At 69.3% G+C, this 11321-nt stretch carries 10 protein-coding genes; 6 read left to right on the forward strand and 4 right to left on the reverse strand.

The features are described 5' to 3' along the window. Positions 1-135: 135 nt before the first annotated feature. Positions 136-1233 (reverse strand): CaiB/BaiF CoA transferase family protein, encoded by a 1098-nt coding sequence (locus tag ACFYVR_RS07890; RefSeq protein ID WP_387471422.1) that lies wholly within the window; start codon positions 1231-1233, stop codon positions 136-138. 137 nt (positions 1234-1370) lie between these two features. Between ACFYVR_RS07890 and ACFYVR_RS07895 the strand changes: the two genes are divergently transcribed. Both ACFYVR_RS07895 and ACFYVR_RS07900 read left to right on the forward strand, forming a co-directional pair. Further along, entirely contained in the window at positions 1371-1748 is a 378-nt protein-coding gene (locus ACFYVR_RS07895) for a VOC family protein (RefSeq protein ID WP_387471424.1), read from the forward strand. Positions 1749-1777: 29 nt separating this feature from the next. Then, entirely contained in the window at positions 1778-2260 is a 483-nt protein-coding gene (locus ACFYVR_RS07900) for a DUF456 domain-containing protein (protein ID WP_387471426.1), read from the forward strand. 15 nt (positions 2261-2275) lie between these two features. Here the strand turns inward: ACFYVR_RS07900 and ACFYVR_RS07905 are convergent, their stop codons facing one another. From ACFYVR_RS07905 to ACFYVR_RS07915, 3 genes are read right to left on the reverse strand one after another with little or no spacing between them, the layout of a single operon-like run. Further along, a complete protein-coding gene (locus tag ACFYVR_RS07905) occupies positions 2276-3475 on the reverse strand; it encodes an MFS transporter (RefSeq protein ID WP_387471428.1) in 1200 nt (399 codons plus the stop codon). After that, a complete protein-coding gene (locus tag ACFYVR_RS07910) occupies positions 3472-4557 on the reverse strand; it encodes an LLM class flavin-dependent oxidoreductase (RefSeq protein WP_387471430.1) in 1086 nt (361 codons plus the stop codon). Before ACFYVR_RS07910 ends, ACFYVR_RS07905 begins: the two co-directional genes overlap by 4 nt. 59 nt (positions 4558-4616) lie before the next feature. Beyond that, positions 4617-5726: an acyl-CoA dehydrogenase gene (locus ACFYVR_RS07915; RefSeq protein ID WP_387471432.1), complete on the reverse strand. Its 1110-nt coding sequence runs from the start codon at positions 5724-5726 to the stop codon at positions 4617-4619. A gap of 441 nt (positions 5727-6167) precedes the next feature. Here ACFYVR_RS07915 and ACFYVR_RS07920 point away from each other — a divergent pair, with 441 nt between their 5' ends. The 4 genes from ACFYVR_RS07920 to ACFYVR_RS07935 are packed head-to-tail and all read left to right on the forward strand — an operon-like array spanning position 6168 to position 11316. Next, positions 6168-7685 (forward strand): ABC transporter substrate-binding protein, encoded by a 1518-nt coding sequence (locus ACFYVR_RS07920; protein ID WP_387471434.1) that lies wholly within the window; start codon positions 6168-6170, stop codon positions 7683-7685. 36 nt (positions 7686-7721) lie between these two features. Further along, positions 7722-8783, forward strand: a complete 1062-nt coding sequence (locus ACFYVR_RS07925; RefSeq protein ID WP_387471436.1) for an ABC transporter permease — start codon at positions 7722-7724, stop codon at positions 8781-8783. 2 nt (positions 8784-8785) lie between these two features. Beyond that, the gene (locus ACFYVR_RS07930) at positions 8786-9706 is read left to right on the forward strand and encodes an ABC transporter permease (protein WP_387472008.1); all 921 of its coding nucleotides are present in this window, start codon (positions 8786-8788) and stop codon (positions 9704-9706) included. Beyond that, positions 9703-11316 carry a dipeptide ABC transporter ATP-binding protein gene (locus ACFYVR_RS07935; protein ID WP_387471438.1) on the forward strand — a complete coding sequence of 538 codons (1614 nt, stop codon included), beginning with the start codon at positions 9703-9705 and terminating at the stop codon, positions 11314-11316. The genes ACFYVR_RS07930 and ACFYVR_RS07935 overlap by 4 nt, the downstream gene beginning before the upstream one ends. Positions 11317-11321 lie beyond the last annotated feature (5 nt).

An 11321-nucleotide genomic window follows, 5' to 3' on the forward strand; every position in this document is an offset into this window, starting at 1 on the left:
GCCCACACCACCCACCCCCTCCACCACCCCCGGCGGGGCCCCGGCGTGGTGTCACCCGGGGGTTTTTTCCCCCGTGGGGGGTGGTGGGGTGGGGGGGGGGGGCCCCCCCCACCCCCCACCACTGCGCGAAGCGCATCAGCGCCAGACGGTGTCGATGTCGGTGGCGGACTTCGCGGGCGCGGTGGGCACCTCGGTCTCGGACCGGGAGAACCGCGGAGCCGGGCGGTGCTGGGTGACACCGTCGAGTTCGATCAGCGAACCGCGCGCCGCGAGGTGCGCGTTCGACGGAGCCTCGGCGAAGGTGAGCACCGGGGACACGCAGGCGTCGGTGCCCTCGAAGATCGCCGCCCACTCGTCGCGGGTCCTGCTCAGGAAGGTCTCGGTGAGTGTCTTGCGCACCTCGGGCCACCCGGCACGATCGTTCTGCCCGGGCAGCGACGCCGGATCCAGTTCGAGCAGGCGCAGCAGTTCCGCGTAGAACTGCGGCTCGATGGCGCCGACCGCCATGTACCTGCCGTCGGCGGTCTCGTAGGTGTCGTAGTACGGGGCGCCGGTGTCGAGCATGTTCACGCCGCGTTCGTCCGACCACACGCCCAGGCCGCGGAAACTCCAGATCATGTGCGACAGCGCGAGGGCACCGTCGACCATTGCCGCGTCGACGACCTGGCCCTTGCCGGACGTCTGCCGCTCGACGAGGGCGGCGAGGATGCCGAAGATCAGGAACATCGAGCCGCCGCCGAAGTCGCCGACCATGTTCAGCGGCGGAACCGGGCGCTCGCCCTGACGGCCGACGGCGTTCAGCACACCGGTCAGCGAGATGTAGTTGATGTCGTGACCGGCGGCCTGCGCGAGCGGACCCTCCTGCCCCCAGCCGGTCATCCGGCCGTACACGAGCCGCGGGTTGCGGGCGAGCGCGACGTCGGGGCCCAGGCCCATCCGCTCGGTGACGCCGGGACGGAAGCCCTCGATCAGCACGTCGGCGCGTTCGACCAGCCCGAGGACCTTCTCGATGTCCGCGGCGTCCTTGAGGTTGGCCTCGACGATGCGGCGACCGCGCAGCATCTGATCGTGCGGGGCGTCGGCGGCCGGGATCAGCCCGGCGCGCTGGACGCGGATCACGTCCGCGCCGAGGTCGGCGAGCAGGGTCGCGGCGTGTGGGCCGGGACCGATACCGGCCAGCTCCACGATGCGGATGCCCGCGAGCGGGCCCTTCTTCTGGTTCTCTGCGGACACGGTTCTCCTCGATCTGTCGGGGCGGACAGCCGCCACTGAACAACCGTTAAGCTAACCCGTGGCCGTCGCCCCGTGTGCTGCGGGTCACCACAATGTGGACACTTGCCCTTCCCGGTGCCGCCGAGGACAGTGGATCCATGACGCTTCCCGAGCGACTCGTGGCCTTCGTGCCCAGCACGGACCTGGACGTCTCGTCGATGTTCTACGTCGACACGCTGGGCCTGACCCTCACCGAACGGACACCGTTCGCACTGGTCCTCGACGGCGGTGGGGGAGTCCCGCTCCGCGTCACCCTGGTGCAGTCCACGGCCGACGCCGGCTACACGGTGCTGGGGTGGCAGGCCGACGACCTCGACTCCACCGTCGACGGCCTGCGGTCCAAGGGTGTCGAGTTCGTCGACTACCAGGGCATGGACCAGGACGGGCACGCCGCCTGGACGGCTCCCGACGGCACCCGCATCGCGTGGTTCCGCGACCCCCACGGCAACGTGCTGTCGCTGCATCAGGAACCCTGAGCGGATTCTCCTGTGGCACAGTCTTCTTCGTGAGCACGGGTGGGGAGGTCCTGGTCGGGTTGGCGATCGCCGTCGGACTCGTCGGCGTCGTCCTGCCGATCCTGCCCGGGACGTTGCTGGTGCTCGGGGCGATCGGCGTGTGGGCCGTTGTCGAGAACACCGGCACGGGCTGGGCGGTGTTCGGGGCCGCGGCGGTGCTGCTGGTGATCTCCGGCGTCGTCAAGTACACCTGGCCGGGTCGGCGCATGCGCGACGCCGGGGTGCCGAAGCGGTCGATCGTGATCGGGGCGCTGGTCGGCATCGTCGGGTTCTTCGTGATCCCGGTGATCGGCCTGCTGATCGGATTCCTGCTCGGCACCTACCTGTCCGAGGCGCAGCGGCACCGCAGCCACCGCGAGGCGTGGCGAGCGACGGTCCACGCGACCAAGGCCGTCGGCCTGTCCGTTCTGGTGGAGCTGCTCGGTGCGCTGCTCGCCGCCGCGGTGTGGCTGGGCGCCGTGCTCGTGTCCTGACGCCGGTGCGACGGGTCAGGTGCCGGCGCGCTGCCGGGTCAGGGGCAGCATCGCCAGCGCGCCGCACAGGGCCACCACTCCGCACATGACCAGGAATCGCCAGTCGCCCAACCAGGTTGCGATCAGCGGAAGACCGGCCCGCGCCAGTGCCATCGGAACCGTGATGGAGGCGAGAACGCTGGCGAAGTGCGCGACACCGAAGCTGTCGGCCAGGATCGTCGGGCGCGCAATGACACTCACGCCCTGACCCAACCCCACCGCCGCGACACACAGCAGCGTGAGCGGAATCGACAGTCCCGCAAGCGGTAACAACAACAGGCCCGCCGCCTGCACCCCGAAGGCGAACGCCGTTGCCGGTGCGATCGGCACTCGGCGGGCGACCGTCGTCAGCACCAGCCGCGACAGGATTTGCAGGGCACCGACGGCGACCGGCACCGCGGTCGCCACCGCGGTGGAGTGCCCGACGTCGACGAGGTAGGTGATCACCAGCAACAGGAAGGCGGACGCCGAACCCGTCTGGGCTACGAACGCGACCAGCAGGAGCCAGAACCGTCGTTGCCGCAGTGCGGTGCCGATCGGCACACCGGTGCGCTCCTGAACACTACTCTGATGCGCCTCCCGCGACGGGATGGCCCACAGGTGTCCGGGCACCGAGGTGACGGCCAGTGTCACCGACAGGACCATCAGCGTGGTCCGCCAACCGAACTCGCTGTTCATCCAGCCCAGCAGCGGATACACCAGATACGTGGCGAGACCGGCGATCATCGTCACGGCCAGGATCGCCCGGTCGCGTTCGTGGGGATCGGTCGCGACGACCAGCACCGCGAACGCCGACTCGTAGGTCGACATCACCAGGGACAGGCCGATCAGTGCGAACGCCACGTACAGCAGCGCCAGCGACGTCACCTGCGACCACAACAGGACCGCGACCGCACCGATCACCGATCCGCCGGTCATCACCACACGTCCGCCGTGGCGGTCGAGGATGCGGCCGACGGGGATGGCGGCGAATGCCCCGATCAGTGTCGAGATCGTGGACGCGGCGGTGACGGCGGTACGCGACGTGCCGAGGTCGTCGGTGATCGGGACCAGGATCACCGGGAGGATCTGCACCATCGCGACGTAGCCGATCGTGCTGGTCACCGAGAACACGGCGACCAGCAGGCGCCGAGGTGTGGGAGCGAGGAGAACCGGGGTGGAGGTCTCCGCCGTCATCCGCGCAGCAGCGGCAACAACTCGTTGCCCTGGCGTTCGATCTCCCGCAGGTACGGGGTGTCGGACAGCACGAAGTGGGTGATCCCGAGATCTTCGTACTTGCGGAGCGACTTCGCGACGTCCTCCGCCGAGCCGACCAGCCAGGTTGTCGCCGCACCGCCACCTCCGTACCTGCCGGGGGCGGTGTAGAGGTTGTCGTCGAGAACGTCACCACGGGTCGCCAGATCCAGGAGGCGCTGCTGCCCGACCGCGTTCCGGCGGTGCGGGTTGGCTCCCTCCGCGGGATGAGGGTTCGTCGAATTCGCCTGCCGCGCCGCCATCTGCGCGACTGCGGCCTCGGCGTCCGCCCATGCCTGCTCGGTGGTGTCCCGGACGAATGTCGTGATTCGCAGACCGAATTCGAGCGGTGGATGCTCGCGACCGAGCTGGTCACTGAGCGCGCGGAGCCGCTCGATGCGCTCAGCGACACCGTCGAGCGGCTCACCCCAGAACAGCTGGACGTCGGCCTCGGCCGCGGCGACGTGCTCGGCCGCCGAGGACGCCCCGCCGAAGTACAGCTTGGGGTGGCGGCGGCCCTCGCGGGGCACGATTCGCGGTGCCACCGTGGAGTTCTCGACCCGGAAGTGCTCGCCGCGGAACGTCACGTTCTCCTCCGTCCACAACCTGCGCACCAGCTGGAGGAACTCCCGGGTCCGGGCGTACCGATCCGCCTGATCGCCCTCGGCGTCGCCGTACGCCGCGAGATCGTCCTTGCCGGAGACGATGTTGATCCGCAACCGTCCGCCCGTGAGGTGATCGAGTGTCGCGGACGCCGCCGCGAAATTGGCCGGGCGCCAGTACCCCGGCCGGATCGCGGCGAGTGGTTCGAAGGTGGTGGTGCGGGCCGCGAGTGCGGTGGCGACGGTGAAGGTGTCCGGACGTCCCCACCCGGTTCCGATCAGAGCCCCGGTGAAGCCGTGCTCCTCCAGGGCGAGCGCATGACGAGTGAGGGTGTCCAGGCTGTTGTGACCGTCGACCGTGTCGTCACCGCGGTGGCCGGGATCGGTCTGATTGGGGATGTACCAGAGGAATTCGGAGCTCATCGGTCTTCCTGATCGGTGTGGTGCAGGACGGCAGGGCGGGGCGCTGTCGGGCGGACCCGTCACAGTGCGAGTCGGGTGAGTTGCGCGTCGCGCACGTCGGAGGTCTGTCCCTGGACGAGGACGAAGAGCGCCGATCGTGCGTACAACTGTGCGGTGTCGTCGAGTCGGATGCCGTGGCCGGCGCGGGCGACGACGAGCGCCCTGGTCAACGTGGTCAACGCTTCTCCGCTGGCGGCTTTCGTCGCGAGCCTCTCGTCGATCCGGTGGCGACCGTCGCCGGCCGCCGCGGTCTCGTCCGCCAGCGCGTACGCCTGGATGCGCAGGCGTTCGAGGCGAGGGCGCCACACCGCGGCGACCTCCCGTGCCCGCTGGTTCCTCGACTGGTCGAGTTCGCGCAGTACGGCCTCGGCGAGGCCGAAGTGGTGCGGTCGGGCGTCGCTGGCGGTGCCGAGGTCGTTGCTGCGCCACACGGACAGGGGTTCGGTGCCGATGACGTTGCCGTCGGGGACGGTGACGTCGTCGAGGACGACCCGTTCCGTGCGGCTCCCGGCCACGGCACTGAGGTCCAGATGCTCGGCCCGGGTGCGGTCACCGACCGGGACCAGTGCGGTCACCACGGTGCGGGTGGACGATTCGACGGCCGCGACGGTCAGCACGGTGTTCAGTCCCCAGCCACTGACCCAGGAGATGGCGCCGGAGAACGTCCAGCCGCCGGGGACCCGGGTCGCGGTGATGTGGTGATCGGGGAACCGGCGGACGTCACTGATCGCGGCACCGAGAAGAACCCGGCCGTGCAGGATCTCGTGGCCGATGTCGGGAAGGTCGGTGCCCTCGGCGAGCGTCTTGGCGAGTCGGCCCACGATCGGAGCGTGCTGGGCCCAGACGAGCCAGGTGTTGAAGCAGGCTCCCGAGAGGATCTCGTGTAGCCTGCGGTCGCCGTCGCGGCCGACCTCCGCGCCGCCGAAACGCGCCGGTGCCGCGTGGTTGAGTAGGCCGAGTCGGGAGAATTCCGCGACCCGCGTCGCGTCGACGCCCTCGCGATCGGTCCGCAGGGCGGTCGGACGTAGGACGGAGTCGGCATAGTGGGCGACCCGGGACACGAAGGGGTGTTCGTCCGCGGCCGTCACCGCCTCGGCCGCTGTGGGGGCTGTGACGTCGGAGACTGTCATGTGGGCCCGGGTCCTCTCGGTGCGATGGTGCGACGGTCCGACGGCGGCGTGCAGGGCCGAGATGCCTGGCCGGTGGCCGGAATGCTGCGCGGTCGGTGCGGTGGATCGGTGGTTGCCCTGGCGATCCACGATGAAAATTACTGCACTGCACCCCGGTTGAGCACCGTTGGAATCAGGGTGAACGTAAGCGGTGACGAATTCCCGTCGGGGTGGTTAGCTTTGCTCGAGTTTGGCGTGACCGCGGCGCAGCGAAGTCTGCCCATGACCGTGGTCCTCGGCTCGTCGTTCGTCGAAATCCCCGAGAGAGGTCGATTCCCCTTGTTCGCCAACAAATTCCGCCGCACAGCCATGTCCTCGGTGTCGGCTGTCGTGATAGCGGCGTCGCTCGCCGCCTGCGGCGGAGGCGCCTCCTCGTCGACCACCTCGGACTCGGGTCCCCCGGTGTCCGGCGGAACCCTGACCTTCTACGACCCCGTCGAGTACGCCGCCTGGAAACCGACGAACTCACTCTGGTCCAACAGCCAGGTCACCAACAACCTCGCCGAGCGACTGGTGTGGCAGGACCCCGAGACCGGCGAGCTGAAGCCCTGGCTGGCCGAGTCGTACCAGGTCAGCGACGACCACCTGTCCTACACCTTCACCCTGCGAGAGGGCGTCACCTTCAGTGACGGCACTCCGCTCGATTCCGAAGTGGTGAGGCTGAACTTCGACCAGCACGGCGCGGGCGACCCGGCACGGGGGATCACCAAGGATCCGTTCTGGACCGACTACGCCGGTACCGACACCCCGGACCCGCGCACCGTCGTGGTCAGGCTCTCCAAGCCGAATGCCGGCTTCCTGCAGGTCTTCTCCAACTACCGTGCGAGCTCGATCCTCGGCCGGTCCACGGTCGAACGCGACCTCAACGGTCAGAGCGACCTGCGGAACTGGGTCGGCACCGGGCCGTTCGTGGTCGAGTCGGTGAGCGGCACCAGCGGCGTCACCCTCGAGCGCCGCGAGGACTACAACTGGGCACCCGAGGGCTCGGGGCACACCGGTCCGGCGTACCTCGAGCGGATCGTCTTCAAATCCGTTCCCGAAGCCGGAACCCGGGTCGGCGCACTGCAGTCCGGTGAAGCGCAGGTGGCCCGCAACGTCGCCCCGTACGACGAGGAGACGGTGACCGCCGGGGGCGGTGCCCTGGAGGCGTTCCCCGTGCAGGGGGAGACCAACGACCTGACCGTGCAGCTCTTCGACCCCCAGTCACCGGTCCAGGACAAGAACGTTCGACTCGCCCTGCAGGCGGCGACGGACCGCCGGGCGATCAACGAGACGGTGCTCTCACCGAGCTACGGCGTCCCGACCAGTGCCCTGGTCAGCGGTACGCCGCTGCGCGGGGACGCCACCGACTACCTCACCTACGACCTGGACAAGGCCAAGTCGCTGCTGGACGACGCGGGCTGGAAGCCGGGCGCCGACGGTATCCGGGAGAAGGACGGCAAGCGGCTGTCGTTCAACCTGCGCGTCGCACCGTACTACCAGGTGTCCCAGCCGGTTCTCGAGGTACTGCAGTCGCAGTGGCGCGAGGCGGGAGTCGAGGTGGACCTGACGAGCCCGTCGTTGACCGAGTACGAGTCGCAGCTCGCTTCCGCACCCGACTTCTACTTCAGTCAGGGTCAGACGTCGACGGCCGAGCCCGGAGTGCTCCGGACCGCGTACGGCAGTGACCGGCAGAACGTGACGAGGAACGTCGTGCCCGACCGCACCCTCGACGATCTCCTCGCGGCACAGTCGGCGGAGTTCGATCCGGATCAGCGCCAGAAGGCCGTGCAGGCGGTCGAGGACCGCATCTTCTCGGAGGGCTACTCGATTCCGCTGTACGACGAGACGCAGGTCTTCGGAATCGCGTCGAACGTCCACGGCTTCGCCACCGAGTCCACCGCGAGGTCGTGGCTCTACGACACCTGGATCTCCCAGTGACACCGGGACCACACGACTAGAAAGTGATCGTCAGCGATGCAGAACTACGTCCTCAAGCGGATCGGGCAGGCGGTGCTGGTCCTGTGGGCCGCCTACACCCTGTCCTTCCTGCTGCTGAGCGCGCTGCCTGGTGACGCGGTATCCAATCGTGTTCAGAACCCCGAGGCCCAGATCTCGCCGGAATCGGCGCAGGCGCTGCTCGACTACTACGGGCTCGACCGGCCCCTGTGGGAGCAGTACCTGAGCAGTCTGACCGCCGTCCTGAGGGGTGATCTCGGATACTCGCTCACCAACGGCACATCCGTGACCGAACTCCTCGGTGACGCGCTCCCCAGCACGCTGGCGCTCACCGGGCTGGCGCTGGTGTTCGGTGTCGTCTTCGCCGCGGCCCTCGCGATCGCGATCAACTACTCCCCGTGGGCGTGGCTGCGCAGCGTCGCCGGTGCGGTGCCCGCACTGTTCGGCTCCGTACCGACGTTCGTGATCGGTATCCTTGCCCTGCAGTTCCTTTCGTTCGGTCTTCATCTGATCCCGTCGACCGACGACGGCTCGTTCGTGGCGCTGTTGGCTCCGGCGGCGACGTTGGGGATCCTGATCTCGGCGCCGATGTCCCAGGTGGCGAGCACGTCCGTCGCCAAGGTGCGCGAGTTGCCCTTCGTCCACGTGCTGCACGCCCGCGGTGCCGGCGAGGGCTACATCTTCCGGCGCGGCGTTCTGCGGAACTCGTCGCTGCCGGTGCTGACGCTGCTGGGCCTGGCCTGCGGTGAACTGATCGCCGGATCGGTGGTGACCGAAGCGGTCTACGCCCGTCCGGGACTGGGCATGCTGACGGTGAGCGCGGTCAGCACCCAGGACCTGCCGGTGCTCCAGGGCGTCGTGCTGGTCGCGACGCTGGCCTACGTCTCGGTCAACCTCCTGGTCGACCTGGCGTATCCGTTCATCGACCCGCGCATCCTCGTCGCCGGGAAGACACGGCGCGCCGGCCTCGGCCGGGTGCGTCGCAAGGCCGTCCGGCCCGCCGTCGCGGGCAACCGCGAAACCGGTGCCCTCGCAGTCCCCGTCACGCGGGGGCTCCCGATGGAGGTGTCGATGCCGTGACGATCACTCCCGAATCCCTTGCCGCCGAGACCGACACCGGAACCCGGCCGGACCTCGCGCCCGAATCGGCGCCGGGTACCCCGTCGCGCGGACGGAACGCGTTGCGCCGGCTGGCCCGACACTGGGGTCTGGTGCTGTCGGTCGCGGTCTTCACGCTCGCGCTGCTGTGGGCGATCGTCCCCGGCGTCTTCACCAGCTTCGACCCGATCGCCATCGACAACGGCAGCAAACTGCTGCCGCCGTCCGCGGACCACTGGTTCGGCACCGATCTGCTGGGACGAGACCTGTACGCGCGCACCGTGTACGGAGCCCGGGCGTCGCTGCTGGGCGCCAGCATGGCGGTCGCGGTGGCGGTCGTGGTCGGGTCGGTGCTCGGCGCCGTGGCCGGATGGTTCGGCGGTGGTACCGACAGCGTGGTCATGCGGCTGATCGACGTGGTGCTCTCGATTCCGGGATTCCTGCTCGCCATCACGATCGTCGTGCTGTACACCGCATCGGTCGGCGGCGCCGGACTCGTGCCCGCCGCGATCGCCGTCGGACTGACCTCGGCGGCCACGTTCGCCCGCCTGATCCGCTCCGAGGTGCTCAAGGTGCGCGCCAGCAACTACGTCGAGGCCGCGATCACCAGCGGCGCCACGACCGCCACCATCCTGCGCCGCCACATCGTGCCGAACTCGCTGGCCCCGACGGTGTCGCTGATCGCGGTGCAGCTGGGCATCGCGATCATCTGGATCGCGTCCCTCAGCTTCCTCGGCCTCGGCGCCCAGCCGCCGGACCCCGAATGGGGCCTGCTGGTCTCCGACGGACGCAAGTACATCGCGACCCGGGGATGGCTCACGCTCTATCCGGCGCTGACCATCGTCGCCGTGGTCCTGGCGACCAACCACATCTCCCGCCACCTCGCGAAACGGAGCACGCGATGAGTACGAATCCCGTGCTGGCCGTCAGTGGCTTGACCGTCGGCTACCGCACCGACGGGGAACTGCGGCCCGTCCTGCACGACGTCACGTTCGATGTCGGCCCCGGCCAGGTGCTCGCGCTGGTCGGGGAGTCCGGATCGGGCAAGACCACGACCGGGCACGCGATCCTCGGGCTGCTCCCCGACAACGGGGAGGTGACCGGCGGGTCGATCACCTTCCGCGGACAGGACCTGACCGCGTTGGGGCGCAAGGGATGGCTGGACCTGCGGGGCCGCTCGGTGAGCTTGATCCCGCAGGATCCGACGGTCTCCCTCGACCCGGTCCGCCGGGTCGGCCACCAGGTGGAGGACGTCCTGCGGCTGCACACCGACCTCGACGCCGACGCTCGCCGCGAGCGGGTTCTCGAACTGTTCGAACTCGTCGGGTTCACCGACGTCGAACGCCGGTACCGGCAGTACCCGCACGAGCTGTCCGGCGGTATGCGGCAACGGGTCCTGGTCGCGGCAGCGGTCGCCACCGACCCGGACCTGATCATCGCCGACGAACCGACGTCCGGCCTGGACGCAACCGTGCAGAAGCAGGTCCTGGACCTGATCGACAGCCTCCGAGCGAGGTCGTCGACGAGCATCGTGCTGGTGACCCACGACCTCGGTGTCGCCGCCGACCGGTCGGACCTGATCGGGGTCATGCAGCACGGTCGACTGGTCGAGGTCGGTGCCACCGCCGAGGTCATCGCGAACCCGCAGCACCCGTACACGCGACGACTGCTGAGCAGCGTCCCGTCGCGGATGACGGTGCGGGACAGGACCTCTGCGGCATCGTCGACCCGCGAGACCGTCATCGAGGTGTCCGGACTGCGCAAGGAGTACGGCGACGTCCCCGCGGTCGACGACATCTCGTTCCACGTGCGGCAGGGTGAGACGTTCTCGATCGTCGGCGAATCGGGCAGCGGCAAGTCCACGACGGCGCGCATCCTGACCGGACTGACCTCCGCCACCTCGGGCCGGGTGTCGCTGCTGGGCACCGACATCACCGGCCTGAGCCGCCGCCGGTTCCGGCCGCTGCGACGCGACGTGCAGATCGTCTACCAGAATCCGTACTCGTCGTTCGATCCGCGGTTCACCGTCTTCGACGTCGTCGAGGAGCCGCTGCGGTCGTTCCAGAACGGTCGGCGGGAGCGGCGGGGGAACGCCGAACGGGTGGCCGCGGCCCTGGAAGCGGCGGCACTGCCCGCCGACTTCGCGCAGCGTCATCCGCGGGAGCTCTCCGGCGGGCAGCGCCAGCGGGTGGCGATCGCCCGGGCGCTGGTCCTCGAACCGAAGGTCCTGGTGCTCGACGAGCCGATCTCGGCTCTCGACGTCTCGGTCGCCGCGCAGATCGTCGAACTTCTGCAGCGACTGCAGGACGAGCTGGGTTTGACGTACGTCTTCATCTCGCACGACCTGGCGGTCGTGGCCTCGATCTCCGACCGGGTCGCGGTGATGCGGCAGGGACGCATCGTCGAACAGGGACCGGCCGACGAGGTCTTCTCCGCACCCCGGAACGAATACACGGTCGCGCTGCTCGATGCGGTCGCCGGCCGCCACCTGACCACCACTGGAGGACTCCCATGACGGCC

Source organism: Rhodococcus sp. NPDC003318 (genome assembly GCF_042879035.1).
Lineage (GTDB): Bacteria > Actinomycetota > Actinomycetes > Mycobacteriales > Mycobacteriaceae > Rhodococcus_G.

Excerpts from the sequence above, each read along its gene's own strand:
- ACFYVR_RS07925 (WP_387471436.1), top strand. The coding sequence starts at position 7,722 with ATGCAGAACTACGTCCTCAAGCGGATCGGGCAGGCGGTGCTGGTCCTG.
- ACFYVR_RS07905 (WP_387471428.1), bottom strand. The coding sequence starts at position 3,475 with ATGACGGCGGAGACCTCCACCCCGGTTCTCCTCGCTCCCACACCTCGG.
- ACFYVR_RS07910 (WP_387471430.1), bottom strand. The coding sequence starts at position 4,557 with ATGAGCTCCGAATTCCTCTGGTACATCCCCAATCAGACCGATCCCGGC.
- ACFYVR_RS07915 (WP_387471432.1), bottom strand. The coding sequence starts at position 5,726 with ATGACAGTCTCCGACGTCACAGCCCCCACAGCGGCCGAGGCGGTGACG.
- ACFYVR_RS07895 (WP_387471424.1), top strand. The coding sequence starts at position 1,371 with ATGACGCTTCCCGAGCGACTCGTGGCCTTCGTGCCCAGCACGGACCTG.
- ACFYVR_RS07935 (WP_387471438.1), top strand. The coding sequence starts at position 9,703 with ATGAGTACGAATCCCGTGCTGGCCGTCAGTGGCTTGACCGTCGGCTAC.